Below are 14,895 nucleotides of genomic sequence, written 5' to 3'. Positions count from 1 at the left end.
TGTACGCTGAAACTATTATTCGATCCGCCGCGCTACTGGGCTTGAACAGAGCCCGGTATCGATCCGGGTTCCCTTTCGCCAGGAATAACATCATCAATACGCTGCATCATGTAGTCATAGAAGGGGTTGGAGGAAAGGCGCAACAACGTATCCAAATCAAGAATCAACACCCCGCGTTCTCCGCGCGCGGCAATACGCCCGAGTGGAATACCAAACTCATACGGCGGCGTAGAGAAACGGCCATAAAGCGAATCGCTGTCAGAAAATGGCAGCGCTACGTGCGATAACGAATAGACATCTTCAGGGTAATCCATCCCGAGATCGCGGCGCGTGACCTCCATGCTACCTGCTTTGGTGTCAAAGGCGACCGCCTTTGCGCTTTGTACCGATGCGTTAGTGATCACCGTGGTGCCGTACAAACGGGGGGTCGGCGGCAACCATTGCCCAATCGCCAATGCGGACGAATCCCGCAGTAACAGACCAAAATTGATGGTGCGGTTGACATCAAACAGCACCAAATTATTGTCGTTTTTCGGCAACAGATTATAGAAGGCGCTGATCACCGCCCGCGTGCTGACGGTAAAACCCATCACCGACTGGAAGGTTAAAATCGGCGGCAGTTCCGATAGCCTGCGCGGCCGCGCTTCCTGTTCCAACTGTGACTGCAAAACGCTGGTGAGCAGATAAGACTGGCGCGCACCGTTCACCGGGAACGAGTTGTACTTGAACGGGTTGAATTACGGCACAATACCGAGCCAGGCCGCTTTGGCAAACGGCGGGAATATCGCGGGTAACCCAGCCAAACCGGCAAAACGCGCGTAAGCCGTAATGCCAATCATCGGAGAGATCAGGACCAGACGATCCGCCTTGGGCAACTTAGGATCGCTGAGCGTATCGAGCGCGTATTTCAGCGTTAGCGCCCCGCCGTTAGAAAAACCAACGATATGCAGCGGTAAGCGTTCTCCACCGTTCGCGGGCGTCACAAAACGCGCAGCCTCGCGCACTGCTAAACGCGTGGCAGCCAACCAATCTTCCCAACGGACTTTGGTTAACGCACCGGGCACAGTACCATGCGCCGGAATACGCAGCCCGATAGCGACAAAGCCGTGCTGGCGATAAAGCTCAGCCACATTTCGCATACTGTAGGGAGAGTCGGTTAACCCATGCAAAAGCACTACCGCACCTTTGGGTTCGCCTTCCGGCATCAGTTCATAAGAGTGGTTCCAGTTATGAGCGAAGCGCCCCGGATAAACAGGGCTGCCGACAAAATAGCGGTTTAAGGCAACCTGCTCATCCCTGTCCAACGTCTGGGTCACCTCCTGAAACAAGCGATCCTCATGAGCCAAATACAGCTCCCAGTTGGCACGATCGAGTTGGTCAGGCGTCATCTCTGTCGGCACATAAATATGCCAGGGAGCCAGTGCGGGTCCCCGTTGTGAGTCAAACACCCGAATAACCAGAAACGTCAACGCAATGGCCAACACGATAACCACAGCATATTTGATCGTGCGTCGAATGATACGAATAGGCATCATTGCCCCCTTATTATTAGCGCTTTTATTGTGATTTTTACTTCGCCTTGTCACGGGCTCAATGCCAACCTCGCCTTGTGCATTGCGCACAGTGCATTTGGGAAGACCGGTAAAGCAGATTGTTTTGTGCCATGACTATAACGATAGTCGACAATTTCCCCTTCCGAAAGGTCTGTTATCAGACGGAATAGTCAGTGCCAAAGGGACATCATCGCGGAATAAAGCGTGTAAATTCTCACCAGCTTCCCCTACAATGAGCCGGTTTTGTTTGACTGCGCAGTGTTTGATACAACCGCGTTTGACACATCAATGGATGTAAGGTGGTTTTGATGTCTCTGGCTTTACCCACTCTCGAGTTTGGTACGCTGACCGAAGTAGTTGGTTTCCTGATGGAAATTGATAAGCTAAAAAGCGTACAGCGTCATTCAAAAATCATCGGCAGTTCCCGTCACGAAGATTCCGCAGAGCACAGCTGGCACTTTGCCGTTGCCGCGATGAGCCTGGCACCCTACGCCAGTCAGGACGTGGATATTCAGCGCGTGATTCAAATGGCCTTGGTGCATGATATCGTCGAGATCGATGCTGGCGACGTGATGGTCTACGATCTGAGCGCTCGAGAAGCGATTCAGGCGCAGGAAGAAGCCGCTGCGGTTCGGTTATTTGGCCTACTGCCCGAACCGCAACGTCAGCATTTTCTGCAACTGTGGCAAGAATATGAAGCAGGCGACACCGCGAACGCGCGTTTTGCACTGATGATCAACCGCATTATGCCTATCCTGATGAACCTGCATAACGGTGGGCAAAGCTGGGTGGAAAACGGCATCCGACTGGGGCAAGTATTGGGACGCGCCAGCTTTATCGCCGAGATCAATCCCGAACTGTGGCGCTACCTGAAAGATCATCTGGAAACCGCACAGGCCAAAGGGTGGTTGGGGTAATTCTCCGGCTTGCCTACTTCCGTCATTCCCGCGTAGGCGGGAATGACGGGAAAGTGCGAGTGATTGCGCAGGAAGCTACGCGTAATCGCCAATCGGTACGCAAGAGCAGAACAGGTTGCGATCGCCGTACACGTCATCGAGGCGTTTTACTCTCGGCCAGTATTTATGCTCAGCACCCGCCGGAAACACCGCCAGTTCGCGACTGTAGGGATGCGACCACTCACTGACGATCTCCTGCTGGATATGCGGTGCATTCACCAACGGGTTGTCTTCCAGCGGCCATTCACCTTGCGCCACCCGCTGAATTTCTGCACGGATCGCCAGCATCGCATCAATAAAGCGATCCAGCTCTACCTGACTTTCTGACTCCGTCGGCTCTACCATGTCGTTCCCGCCACTGGGAACGACATGGTCGGCGCGTGGAAGTCATAGTCGATCAAACGCTTGGCGATATCCATTTCGCTGATGCCAGTGCTCTCTTTCAGCGGACGAATGTCCAGAATACACTCGTGTGCCACGCGGCCATCGCGGCCGGTGTAGAGTACCGGATAGGCATCCTTCAAACGCGTTGCAATGTAGTTGGCATTGAGGATCGCCACCTGACTGGCATTTCCGCCGCCGCGTTCAGCTTCATGGTGCAGTAACCCAGCGGGATCATGGCACGGTTCAGCGCCAGATCTTTATGCGCCAAGCGATGCAGGTAACGCATCATCTCGGTTTCGCTGTGATAACGGTTGAACACCGGGTGGGTCAGAATGGCATCCGTGCGCAATAGCGCAGCAGGGATGGATGATGAGCCGCCGCTGAGCACCGCATCCAGTTCAGCAATGGACAGACCGTGATCGTCTCCCAGCAGCACATCAAATAGCGCTGCGACATCTTCACGGGTTGTGGTTTCATCCAGCGTGATACCGACCCCGTGATAGAGATCGGTGCGCAGGTTGATCCCGGCATTCTGCGCGCGGGCGATTAATGGCGTTCTTGTCTGTGACCTCAACCGCCAGCGTATCAAACCAGGTGGAGTGCCACAGTTTCAAGCCGCCCTGTTGCAACCCGGCGGCCAGAATATCGGTTAAACGATGAATGTGTTCAGCGATACGCTTGAGCCCCTGCGGTCCATGATAAACCGCATAGAACCCAGAGATATTCGCCAGCAGCACCTGAGAGGTGCAGATGTTGGAGTTGGCTTTTTCGCGGCGGATGTGTTGCTCACGCGTCTGCATCGCCATACGTAGCGCCGTATTACCTGCCGCATCGCGCGAAACGCCGATAATACGCCCCGGCATGGCGCGTTTATACTCATCCTTGCAGGCGAAGAAGGCCGCATGCGGACCACCGTAGCCCATCGGCACACCAAAACGCTGGGCGGAACCAAACACAATATCGGCTCCCTGCTTGCCCGGTGCGGCCAGCAGCACCAGAGCCATGATATCAGCAGCGACGCTAACGATGATCTTGCGCGCATTCAGTTGCGCGATAAGATCACGATAATCATGCTCTTCACCATAGGTGTTCACCTGCTGCAACAGCACGCCAAACACGCCTTCTGTTTCCAATGCGGCGGCGGCATCGCCGACCACAACTTCAAAATCAAAGGTCTCTGCACGGGTGCGCACCACATCTAGCGTTTGCGTATGCACATGCTCTGCCACGAAGAAGCGGTTAGCCTGTTTCAGCTTGCTGACGCGTTTGGCCATTGCCATCGCTTCCGCTGCCGCCGTCGCTTCATCCAACAGAGAGGCGGAGGCAAGCTCCAGTCCGGTCAAGTCCTGCGTCATCTGTTAAAAATTCAGCAAGGCTTCTAACCGCCCTTGCGAGACTTCAGGCTGGTAAGGCGTATAGGCGGTGTACCAGCCAGGGTTTTCCAGCAAATTACGCAAGATCACCGGCGGCATATGCACAGCGGTGTACCCCATGCCGATATAGCTCTTATAGCGCTGGTTGCGGCTGGCAATCGACTTGAGTTCCGCCAACGCCTGATGTTCGGGCAGCGCATCACCCACCGCTGGCGGGTTGGGCAACTGGATATCTGCCGGCACAATCTGTCGAATCAACGCCGACAATGAATCCGCACCGAGCGTTTCCAGCATGTGAGCCTGCTGCGCGGGCGTAGGGCCGATGTGACGCTCCACGAAAGCGGCGTCATGTTCGAGTTGGCTGAGAGTCTGGGTCATTAGGGGTATTTCCTGCTTCAAGCAATTGTTATAGCAAGTGAACGTTCATGGCAAACAACAAGTGCGAACGCGGTAGACTGCGCTCAGTGTCTTACATTCTGACAAATCGGTTTACCCCGTGATGCGCAATAAAACCATCACGGGGTGACAAGATTATTCGTCTTCTTCTAACAGCGCCTCTGATAAGCCGTGGCATCCAGAAGATCGCTCAATTCGCTTTCATCAGATGCTTTGATGCTAAACAGCCAACCGTCGGCATAAGGCGCACTGTTGACCAGTTCCGGCTGCCCTTCCAGCGCATCGTTCACTGCCACGATCTCACCGCTCAACGGTGCATAGATATCTGAGGCGGCCTTGACCGACTCAGCAACAGCGCAGTCGTCGCCCATCGCAACCTGCGTGCCAACGTCAGGCAAATCGACAAAAACCATGTCCCCCAACAGTTCCTGGGCATGTTCGGTAATACCGACACGATAGACACCCTCGCCTTCGGCCTGGACCCACTCATGGGATGAGGTGTATTTCAACTCGGTTGGGATTGTGCTGCTCATTGCCTGCTCTCCTTAAAAATCGCTTCGTCGTATCGAATCGCGCGATATCCGCCTTCCTGCAATGCGAAGGTGTTGCGGCATATATCGCGCTAACGTTAATCAATAATCATGGTCAGATCGGGGACGGCGTCAAACCAGTGCCTTTCTGCCACGAATAAATACCGGTTTGGTCACCTCTACGGGCACTTAGCGCTGGCGAATTTGCACCAACGCCGCTTCACCAATACCTTGCGGCACGCTAGCCAGTACAATACTGAAGCCCAGCATTGGAGAAAAGGTCCCGCTGGTTATCATGCCTTCCTGTACCGTGCCACTCGCATCGGTAAAGCGTACGGGCATTTCATGGCGCAATACCCCCTTTTTCACGCAGTACCAGTCCGACCAACCGCTCAGTACCTTCGCTGCGTTGATGGGTCAGCGCTTCCCGGCCGATAAAATCTCTGCCTTCCGGCTGCCAGGCGATGGTCCAGCCCATATTAGCAGCCAGCGGCGAAACGCCTTCGTCCATGTCCTGACCATACAGGTTCATGCCCGCTTCAAGGCGCAACGTATCGCGCGCACCGAGGCCACACGGCTGCACACCGGCCGCCAGAAGTTGTTGCCAGAACGCCACTGCCTGCTCTGCGGACAGTGCAATTTCATAGCCTGACTCACCGGTATACCCGGTGGTAGCAATAAAATAGTCACCGGTTTGTACGCCGAAAAAGGGCTTCATGCCCGCCGTTGCCGCGCGCTGTTCCGCACTGAGCAACGCCTGCACTTTCTCCTGAGCCAACGGCCCTTGCACCGCAATCAACGCCAGTTCATCGCGTTCCTGCCACTCCACGTTGAACGCCTTGGCATGCTCGGCGATCCAGGACAGATCTTTCTCCCGCGTGGCGGAGTTCACCACCAGCCGGAAATGCGTTTCAGTCAGAAAGTAGACGATGAGATCGTCAATGACGCCACCCGAGGCGTTTAACATCCCGGTATAAAGCGCCTTGCCCGGTTGCGTGAGTTTGGCAACGTCGTTCGCCAGCAAATAACGCAAGAATTCGCGCCCGCGCGGGCCGTGTAAATCCACAATGGTCATGTGAGACACATCGAACATGCCTGCATGGCGCCTAACGCTATGATGTTCATCCAACTGTGAGCCGTAGTGCAGCGGCATCATCCAGCCGTGAAAGACAAAAAGAGCGACAGAGCACAAGACAACGAAACCCGCCAAATTAAAATCATTAATTAGAACAAAACACCAATAATAGAAATTTTAAACAAAAATTATGACACAAATATTCGCATCATTAGAGAATGATCGCCACAAAGATACTTGCAATGGATTAGCTTTTATAATGCAAAAAATGACTGAAATTAGATTATTTCAACCAAAGACTACGATTATGTCATGGTGCCAAAAACGCTAAAGATGACGACGATCACACCCACCTTGCGCTCACTGCTACCGCGTCACCACTGATGGCAACGAGGGGAAGGCAATTTTCCGGCCACATACCCATACTTATTAAAAGGGTAATATCCATTTATCAGCGATGCATCACGGTCTTTCCGTTATTGATGGCATAGAAGCTAACGCTATGAGGATTAACATTTCGCGCCATGAGGGCGTTTCCCGCCCCGATCGCTCGCGCTACCCGACCCTTTTCAGCACCCATTTAAAATCATAAATGTTATGGAGATTACGACGATGACCCAAAGAATGATCCTTAACGAAACCTCGTATTTTGGTGCGGGGGCGGTTAACCATATCGTGGAAGAGATAACCCGGCGTGGTTTCCACAAAGCGTTGGTCGTCACTGACAAAGACCTAGTGAAATATGGTGTGGTGAGTAAAGTCATCACTCTGCTTGATCAAGCGGGCCTGCCCTACGAGGTTTACGATGACGTAGTGCCTAATCCCACTATTCGCGTGGTGACCGCAGGTATTGAGCGCTACAAGGCCGCGCAGGCCGATTACCTGATCGCTATTGGCGGCGGTTCGCCACAGGATACTTGTAAGGCGATTGGTATCATCAACAACAACCCGGAATATGCCGATGTACGCAGTCTGGAAGGCGTTGCGCCCACACGTCGTCCCAGCGTACCAATCTTCGCGATCCCGACCACCACAGGCACCGCTGCCGAGGTCACGATTAACTACGTGATCACCGACGAAGAAAAACGTCGCAAATTCGTCTGCGTCGATCCGCATGACATTCCTATTGTCTCGTTTATCGATGCCAACATGATGGCCAGCATGCCCGCCTCACTGAAGGCGGCAACCGGCCTGGATACCTTGACGCACGCGATTGAAGGTTTTACCACCAAAGGCGCGTGGGAGCTTACCGACATGCTGCATCTGAAGGCTATCGAAATCATCAGCCGTTCGCTGCGTGATTCCGTGGCAGGCCATGCCGCAGGCGTGGAGGCAATGGCCTTGGGACAGTACGTCGCCGGCATGGGCTTCTCCAACGTGTGTCTGGGATTGGTTCACGGTATGGCACACCCGTTGGGCGCTTTCTATGACACCCCGCACGGCGTGGCAAACGCAATCCTGCTGCCTCATATCATGGCGTTCAATGCTGACTACACCGGCGATAAATTCCGCCAGATTGCCGTTGCAATGTGCGTCCCGGGTGCACAAGAGATGCCGATTGCGCAAGCGCGGGAAGTCGCCATTGCCGCCGTGAAGCAACTTTCTCAGGATGTGGATATCCCAGCACGTCTGCGTCAAGTGGGCATGAAAGAAGAGGATATTCCGGCGTTGGCGCAGGCCGCTTTCGATGATGTTTGCACCGGCGGCAACCCACGTGATGTGACACTGGAGCAAATCAAGGCGCTATATCAGTCAATCTACTGATTCTCTCTCCGCAGGTTTCCCTTCATTATTTCCACTCCCCCGGCATCGCTTGCCGGGGTTTACGCCCGTCCGTAAATGATATAAATTCACATATGATAGTGGTTATCATTATCAATCATGAGTTTCATCATCCATAGAGGAGCGCAGCCATGCTAACCGCAACGATTACCGCATGCGGGTTATGGAGTGCCAGTTGGTGTCTGGGTAAACGCCTGAGCAGTGCCTGGGGTATTCTGCTACCCGCCGCACTGATGCCATTGCTTGCTCTGCTCGATCTTCAACTCAACAGTTGGAAGCTGATCGTAGCGATTGCGCTACTGGCTACCGCCGTCATGCTGTTCCATCCTCGTTTGCGCCATTACCTGCTGCTGCCTTCCTGCATTGCACTGGCGGGCGGATTGAGTGCGTTGGTGGTGGCATTCCAAACGACGCGGCCATAACGGACAATACGTCATGCAGTACCAAGAAAAATGTTTGATCGATACGAAGAAATAAAAAAAGAAGGGAAAAGCATTAAGAAATGGTGCGAAGAGAGGGACTTGAACCCTCACGTCCGAAGGACACTAACACCTGAAGCTAGCGCGTCTACCAATTCCGCCACCATTCGCAACGCCGTCACATGATCTGCATCGTGTCACCATGGGGGCGAATTCTAGAGATTTTCTCAACAACGTCAATGATTATTTCCGCTTGGGTGCTGGGTTTGCTGCAAAAATCGTCATATAGACCTTATAAGGGACGCGCGAAGCACTCCCGCAGCCAATCGATAAACACGCTGACGCGCGGCGCCAGGAAATGCCCGGCAGGGTACATGATGTACAACGGCATATCCGGTGGCGGCATCTCAGGCAGAACCTCCACCAGTTCACCGCTTTCCAGCCAGTGCCGCACGCCATAGCGCGTAGACTGGATCAGTCCCAACCCGGCGCGACACGCCGCCACGTAGACATCCGCCCCGCTGACATCAATCTGGCTGTGCAGAGTTCGCTGCTCGCACACCCCCTGTGACATAAAATCCAGCGGATAGTGGCGAGTCGTGCGCTGAGAAAAATAGCCTACTGCCTGATGTGTGGCTAAATCATCCAGCGTTTGCGGCATGCCATAGCGCTCAATGTAGTCTGCCGACGCACAGGTTACCTGCTCCAACGCGGGCAAATGGCGTGCAATTAACGATTCATCTTCCACCTGCCAGGCCCGCAGCACGCAGTCTACGCCCTCGCGCAGCACATCGATCGCTGCATCATTAGCGCTCAGACACAGCGTGATCTCGGGGTAGCGCTGATAAAATTGCGGCAGTGCAGGAATCACAATCTCACGCGCCAGTGAGTGTGGCATATCGACACGAATGCGCCCGGAAGGGCGCAATTTCTGACGTGAGAACAGCGTATCCGTTTTCGTCTATTTCCGCCAGCAATCGTAGGCAGCGCTGATAGTAAATCTCGCCTTCAGCCGTCACCTGTACCTGACGCGTGGTGCGCAGCAACAGTCGGACGCCGAGGCGTGCCTCGAGTCGCTTGATCGTATGGCTGACAGTGGCACGCGGTAAATTCAGCTTTTCGGCTGCCCGACTGAAATTGCCCAGTTCGATAATCCGCACAAAGGTGCGCATCGCCTGAATATGATCCATCGACATCCCAATTATTGGTGATTTTTGAACAGTGTTGCACATTATCCGCTATTTATCTTTATTCTCTGAACAATCACACTGCTTCCATCTTACGAGCGAGGGAGAACACACAATGCAACAACGTCAACTTGGCAAAACAGGACCGCTGGTTTCCAGAATCGGGCTTGGCTGCATGGGCATGAGCGATTTTTACTCGACCGCGCAGGATGAAAAAGAGGCCATCGTCACGCTGCACCGCGCGCTGGAACTGGGCGTCACGCTGCTGGATACCGCCGATATGTACGGCCCACACACCAATGAAGTGTTGGTTGGGCGCGCCATCAAAGGCAAACGCCAACAGGTGGTCCTTGCCACCAAGTTTGGGATAAGGCGCGATCCAAGCAACCCGCATGCACGCGGTGTCTGTGGTCGCCAGGATTATGTACGCCAGGCGGTCGAAGGCAGCCTGAAGCGTCTCGGTGTCGATGAGATCGATCTTTACTATCAGCACCGCGTCGATCCGAGCATACCGATTGAAGAAACCGTTGGCGCATTGAGCGATTTGGTGACCGCCGGCAAGATCCGCTATATCGGATTAAGTGAAGCGCCGGTTTCATTGTTGGAGCGCGCACACCGTGAACACCCGATTACCGCGCTGCAAACAGAGTATTCTCTCTGGACGCGCGATGTGGAAGCGGAGATCCTCCCGGCGTGCCGCCGGTTGGGGATTGGTTTTGTCCACTATAGCCCGCTCGGGCGTGGCTTTTTGAGCGGTACGTTACGCAGCCCGGAAGATTTGGCTCCGGATGATTTCCGCCGCACCAATCCGCGCTTTATGGGGGATAACTTTGCCAAAAACCTAGCGCTGGTTGAGCAAGTAGAAAAACTGGCGCGAGCAAAAGGCGTCACCTCTTCGCAGTTGGCACTGGCATGGGTATTGGCGCAGGGTGACGATATCGTGCCAATTCCTGGCACTAAACGCCGTCGCTATCTGGAAGAGAATATCGCCGCACTGGACGTTCAGCTAACACCAGAGGAACTGGCAGCGATTGAAGCCATCTTTCCCTTCGCCGCAGCAGCGGGCGATCGTTACGGCACGGAGAGCATGGCTACCATTAATAATCTCCGCTAACAGCGATGAGCACAAAAACACGCTGTCAGGTTACTGACGACCCACTTAAAACAGTCATTCTCGCATACATCCCGTCATTCCCGCGCAGGCGGGAATCTCGTACAAACTAAACGCGTTTCTTCTGACAGAGATCCCCGGCTTTCGTCGAGGATGACAAGAGAGAAAGATCTCATCTTTATCAACCTGAGGCCTAGGTGTATCACCGAGGCCCGCATATGGTTAGCGCGCAGCCGGTTTGGCATGCTTACTGGCACGCGTTAATGTGGCCTGATACACCTTGAAGCGTCCGGTTTGCGCCAGCACTTCGTGGTTACCAAAAGTGGCATCCAGCAATGCCGGATAAGGCAGGAAGGCGTTAGCGACAATGCGTAACTGCCCGCCAATATTCAGGTGCTTGGGGGCTTCACGAATCAGACGATCGGCCGCACTCATGCTGGTTTGCAAGCCATCATGGAACGGTGGGTTGGAGACGATCAGGTCAAAACGTCCGGCAATATCCGAGTAGACGTCGCTGGCAATCACATCGCCTTCCAAGTCGTTTAACGCCAGCGTCGCACGGCTGGTCAACAACGCCGCAGCGTTGACATCACTCAGCGTCAAAAGCAGCTTTGGCGACTGTTTTGCCAACACCGCCGCCACCACGCCAATGCCGCTGGCAATATCCAGCACCTTGCCTTTCATGTGCGGCGCAAAGGTAGATAACAGCAGCGAGCTGCCGACATCGAGACCATCACGGCTAAAGACACCGGGCAAGGTCGCGACCGACACATCCTCAACGTAATAGCTGTCTTTCCAGTCATCGAGATTAAATTCAGCAGAAGCCTCTAATCGGCCATGATAAAGCCCACAGCGCCGCGCGCTGTCAATCTTGGTTAACGGTGCAAAGTCTTCGAGAATACCTTCCGCGCTACGCACACCGCTGCGGTTCTCACCCACCACAAAAATCTCGCTGCCAACGGCAAGATGCGATAACAGGTTGGCGAACTGGAACTGCGCTTCCTGTTTGCTCTTCGGCCAGTAGTAAATCATGGTATCGCAGGTGGCCACCTGCTCAGCATCCACCAGCAAACCAAACTGCGCGTTGTCGCCCATGGTTTTGTTCAGCGGCAGCCAATGGTGATATTGCGTGAGATGCGCGTGCAACTCCGCCGCGTCAAACTGCGCTGGTAACGTGTCTTGAATGTCGCCGGCAAACAGCACACGGCGGGAAATAAATTCGTCACTGTGGCACAGTATCACTTCACTGGCGGGGGTTAATGCTGACATCAGGTGTTCATTCCTCAAAAATAGAACGGCGATTATACCCTAAATTATCCCGGTTTCAGGGGAGCAAAACGGCAAGAACGCTAACACAATGCAGTTGCCAGCCTTGAAGATGACGCACAGGTACACGAGATGACGCTCTATTAAGCCAGCGTTTATCAACGCGTTTGGCTGACCCGCTATTATTCCCATCGTTGGAACCTACATCGAAGGCATATCCCCCTAATAGCAAAAGGTGACGTTAAATGTTTAGTAAAGTGTCAGCAAGGTCGCTACTTTTAGCCGGACTGTTCTTTTCCGAAACGGCATTAGCCTCCCCCACACAATGCAGCGATCTGGCCTCATTGATTAACCAGCGTTTGTCTTACATGAAGGATGTTGCAGGGTATAAAGCGGAAAAACACCTTGCCATTGAAGACGTGCCTCAGGAAGTCAACGTGATGACCAACTCCGTCGCGGTGGCAGAAAAGCTCGGGTTGCTCGGCGAGTCGGTAAAGCCGTTTATCCAGGCGCAGATGGATGCCGCCAAGGCCATCCAATATCGTTACCGCGCTGACTGGTTGTTTGTTGCAGAAAGTGGCTGGCGCCCCAATCCATTGCCTCAAGTAAGATCAAAAATAAGCGTATTGAACACCGACATTCTCTCTTGTATTACTGCAACCTTGACCCAAGGCGAACAATTCACCAACAAAGTCGCCTTTCTCCGTGTTCTTAACCAAGCTAACTTAAAAGACGGTGACAAAGAGCGCATATGGCACTCCTTGCAGCAAATCACATTGAAGCGTCATTAACGTGAGATATTTTATTTTTCACTGAGGCGGTGTGAAAAATACGGCGTTGGCCATTACCAGGCTTAAAGGGGAACGCACTGCTGCCGGTTCACTTTATTGGCGGTTTGTTAGCATAGCGCGGCTATCATGGCGAACAGAGCACTGTATATCATGGCACCAAGACGCGATTGGCTTTTACAACAGATGGGGATTACGCAGTGGACGTTACGCCGCCCCACGGTGTTGCAGGGCGAGATTGCCGTTACCCTGCCCGCACAAACGCGTCTGGTGATTGTTGTCGCTTTGCTCCCCACCGCCCATGACCCTCTGATTGGCGATGTGCTGCACAGTTTGTCACTGCGCCCCGAACAAGTGTACCCGCTCACACCGGAACAGGCTGCCATGCTGCCCACCTCGACGCATTGCCATAGCTGGTGTCTGGGGGTTGATGTGCCGCCCGCCTGGACGGGGGTGCAATTGAGTAGTCCGACGCTGGACGAACTTTACGCCAACCCCAGTGCCAAACGCGCCCTGTGGCAACAAATCAGTGAACATCTTCCCTTGCTGGCAGCCTCAGAGGCCCATTAATTCAGGTTGTTTATCATGCACGTTATTTCTCCCATCACGTCCCACGATTTGCCTGCCGCCTTTGCCATCGAAAAGGCAAGCCACGCTTGGCATCTGCTGGAACAACTGATTGAAACGCTGGAGGCGCGCGGCATTACCACGCTGTGGCTGGAGGTTCGTGCATCCAACGCCATCGCCCTGTATGAGCAATTGAGGTTTAACGAAGTGTCGCTGCGGCGTAACTATTACCCGGCAGACAACGGGCGCGAAGATGCGGTGATCATGGAATTGCCGCTGTAAACAATAACGCGCCTGCGCCAGTACACCATGGCAACAGGCGCGGTCAGTACTAGAAATCCACGGATACCGAGAGTCTCAGCGAGCGCGGATCGCCCTGTGTCACGTATGTGCCAGTATCATCCACCGATGCCCAATATTTCTCGTTAGTGACGTTCTCGACGTTGGCACGCCACACCAGCGTGTGGTCATTCAGTGGCATACTGTAACGCACGCCCAGATCCAACCGCGTCCACGGTTTCAGTTTTAACGTATTGGCTTCGTTGGCGTATTGTGAACCGTAGCGCAACACGGTGCCAGACAACGTCAACCCCTCCACCGAAGGGACATCATATTCACTGCCAAAGACCAGTTGGTAACCAGGTGTACCCACCACATCATTGCCGTCATTGGCACCTGCGCGCGTTTTGGTCAAAGTGGCATCCAGCCAGGTAGCGCTGCCGTCACCAGCTGCTGTCAGTTTTGGCGTGCTGTAATTACCTATCTCTTCGGTGTTGCTCATGCCAAGGCCAGAATAGAGCGTCCAATGATTATCCAGATCGTACTCGCCGCGCAGCATCCCGAAGCGGGATTTCATGTCGGTATAGACCCAGCGCTGGCTGTAGTTGTGGGTATTAGTTGGCAGTTCAGGGATGGCTTGTAACCCGGTAGCCGAAACGTTAATCCCCAGACGGCCACCGTGAAGATACTGGTGCTGGTAGCCCGCATCCAGCGAGGTACGGAAACAATCGCCACGATAATCCAGCCCGACAGCGGCCAGCGACACCCGCTCGCGCTGATCGTCAATCGCGGCTTCACCTTCCCGGTGCAGCAGGTTAACGCGCACGCCAAAGCGGTTATCATCGACAAAACGTCGCCCAATATCGAGCGCGCCCCCAACCTGTGAGGAAGAGGTGTAGTCGATCGTGGCGCGCGTTAGAGGCACGTCATCAGCGTGTTTAGGCCCCACGTTCACCGAACCACCCACACCGCTACAACCGGCGTAAACACCGTTAAGAAACGCGTTGGATCCTTTTAGGATCTCAACCCGGTCAATCATATTGGTGGAAACAATCTGACGCGGCATCACGCCAAACAGGCCGCTCATAGTGATGTCATCGCCGTCCAGTTTAAAGCCGCGAATACGGTAGGCTTCCGCAAAGTTGCCGTAGCCGCGCACGCTTTGCACCGACGCATCATTCTTTACCACATCGCCCAGGGTTTGCGCCTGCTGCGATTCAATCATTTGT

General features: G+C 54.0%; 9 protein-coding genes, 1 tRNA gene and 5 pseudogenes. 7 read left to right on the top strand and 8 right to left on the bottom strand.

Going from position 1 to position 14,895, the window contains the following annotated elements; genetic code table 11:
- Window positions 1-32 precede the first annotated feature (32 nt).
- Window positions 33-1,532 (bottom strand): annotated as a pseudogene (locus tag JZM30_RS20215) (alpha/beta hydrolase).
- A gap of 329 nt (window positions 1,533-1,861) precedes the next feature.
- On the opposite strand from JZM30_RS20215, the gene JZM30_RS20210 reads away from it, so the two are divergent.
- Window positions 1,862-2,470 (top strand): HD domain-containing protein, encoded by a 609-nt coding sequence (locus JZM30_RS20210; protein WP_252320970.1) that lies wholly within the window; start codon window positions 1,862-1,864, stop codon window positions 2,468-2,470.
- A 75-nt stretch (window positions 2,471-2,545) separates the two neighbouring features.
- On the opposite strand, the pseudogene JZM30_RS24085 reads toward JZM30_RS20210, so the two are convergent.
- The 3 genes and pseudogenes from JZM30_RS24085 to gcvT all read right to left on the bottom strand — a co-directional run bounded on the left by JZM30_RS24085 (window position 2,546) and on the right by gcvT (window position 6,417).
- Window positions 2,546-4,644, bottom strand: a pseudogene (locus JZM30_RS24085) (aminomethyl-transferring glycine dehydrogenase).
- Between the two features lie 167 nt (window positions 4,645-4,811).
- Window positions 4,812-5,195: a glycine cleavage system protein GcvH gene (gcvH, locus tag JZM30_RS20185; RefSeq protein WP_252320964.1), complete on the bottom strand. Its 384-nt coding sequence runs from the start codon at window positions 5,193-5,195 to the stop codon at window positions 4,812-4,814.
- A 186-nt stretch (window positions 5,196-5,381) separates the two neighbouring features.
- Window positions 5,382-6,417: pseudogene (gcvT, locus tag JZM30_RS20180) on the bottom strand (glycine cleavage system aminomethyltransferase GcvT).
- 462 nt (window positions 6,418-6,879) lie between these two features.
- Between gcvT and fucO the strand changes: the two are divergent.
- Complete coding sequence (gene fucO / locus JZM30_RS20175) at window positions 6,880-8,031, top strand: lactaldehyde reductase (protein WP_252320962.1); 1,152 nt, start codon at window positions 6,880-6,882, stop codon at window positions 8,029-8,031.
- Between the two features lie 149 nt (window positions 8,032-8,180).
- Window positions 8,181-8,471, top strand: coding sequence for a DUF1435 domain-containing protein (locus tag JZM30_RS20170; RefSeq protein ID WP_252320960.1), 291 nt, complete (start codon window positions 8,181-8,183; stop codon window positions 8,469-8,471).
- An 81-nt stretch (window positions 8,472-8,552) separates the two neighbouring features.
- On the opposite strand, the gene JZM30_RS20165 is transcribed toward JZM30_RS20170, so the two are convergent.
- Window positions 8,553-8,639 (bottom strand) — tRNA-Leu (locus JZM30_RS20165).
- A gap of 121 nt (window positions 8,640-8,760) precedes the next feature.
- Window positions 8,761-9,658: pseudogene (locus JZM30_RS20160) on the bottom strand (LysR family transcriptional regulator).
- A 112-nt stretch (window positions 9,659-9,770) separates the two neighbouring features.
- Here JZM30_RS20160 and JZM30_RS20155 point away from each other — a divergent pair.
- Entirely contained in the window at window positions 9,771-10,769 is a 999-nt protein-coding gene (locus JZM30_RS20155) for an aldo/keto reductase (RefSeq protein ID WP_252320958.1), read from the top strand.
- Between the two features lie 219 nt (window positions 10,770-10,988).
- On the opposite strand, the gene rsmC is transcribed toward JZM30_RS20155, so the two are convergent.
- Window positions 10,989-12,035, bottom strand: coding sequence for a 16S rRNA (guanine(1207)-N(2))-methyltransferase RsmC (gene rsmC, locus JZM30_RS20150; protein ID WP_252320956.1), 1,047 nt, complete (start codon window positions 12,033-12,035; stop codon window positions 10,989-10,991).
- Window positions 12,036-12,277: 242 nt separating this feature from the next.
- Between rsmC and JZM30_RS20145 the strand changes: the two genes are divergently transcribed.
- From JZM30_RS20145 to JZM30_RS20135, 3 genes and pseudogenes are all read left to right on the top strand, one after another.
- Entirely contained in the window at window positions 12,278-12,823 is a 546-nt protein-coding gene (locus JZM30_RS20145) for a chorismate mutase (protein ID WP_252320954.1), read from the top strand.
- Window positions 12,824-12,973: 150 nt separating this feature from the next.
- Complete coding sequence (locus JZM30_RS20140) at window positions 12,974-13,390, top strand: DNA polymerase III subunit psi (RefSeq protein ID WP_252321183.1); 417 nt, start codon at window positions 12,974-12,976, stop codon at window positions 13,388-13,390.
- Window positions 13,391-13,483: 93 nt separating this feature from the next.
- Window positions 13,484-13,669 (top strand): annotated as a pseudogene (locus JZM30_RS20135) (GNAT family protein); the annotation flags it as partial.
- Between the two features lie 49 nt (window positions 13,670-13,718).
- Here the strand turns inward: JZM30_RS20135 and JZM30_RS20130 are convergent.
- On the bottom strand, window positions 13,719-14,895 hold a 1,177-nt coding region (locus tag JZM30_RS20130; protein WP_252320950.1), incomplete at its 5' end, for a TonB-dependent receptor domain-containing protein.

The sequence above is a fragment of the Candidatus Symbiopectobacterium endolongispinus genome (genome assembly GCF_018777385.1).
GTDB lineage: Bacteria > Pseudomonadota > Gammaproteobacteria > Enterobacterales > Enterobacteriaceae > Symbiopectobacterium > Symbiopectobacterium endolongispinus.
Note: the sequence above shows the minus strand (reverse complement) of the source record. Positions and strands in the feature narration are given on the sequence as shown.

Bases quoted from the DNA above. Each gene is read 5' to 3' on its own strand.
- fucO (WP_252320962.1), top strand. From the start codon at position 6,880: ATGACCCAAAGAATGATCCTTAACGAAACCTCGTATTTTGGTGCGGGG.
- JZM30_RS20170 (WP_252320960.1), top strand. From the start codon at position 8,181: ATGCTAACCGCAACGATTACCGCATGCGGGTTATGGAGTGCCAGTTGG.
- JZM30_RS20140 (WP_252321183.1), top strand. From the start codon at position 12,974: ATGGCACCAAGACGCGATTGGCTTTTACAACAGATGGGGATTACGCAG.
- JZM30_RS20145 (WP_252320954.1), top strand. From the start codon at position 12,278: ATGTTTAGTAAAGTGTCAGCAAGGTCGCTACTTTTAGCCGGACTGTTC.
- gcvH (WP_252320964.1), bottom strand. From the start codon at position 5,195: ATGAGCAGCACAATCCCAACCGAGTTGAAATACACCTCATCCCATGAG.
- JZM30_RS20155 (WP_252320958.1), top strand. From the start codon at position 9,771: ATGCAACAACGTCAACTTGGCAAAACAGGACCGCTGGTTTCCAGAATC.
- rsmC (WP_252320956.1), bottom strand. From the start codon at position 12,035: ATGTCAGCATTAACCCCCGCCAGTGAAGTGATACTGTGCCACAGTGAC.
- JZM30_RS20210 (WP_252320970.1), top strand. From the start codon at position 1,862: ATGTCTCTGGCTTTACCCACTCTCGAGTTTGGTACGCTGACCGAAGTA.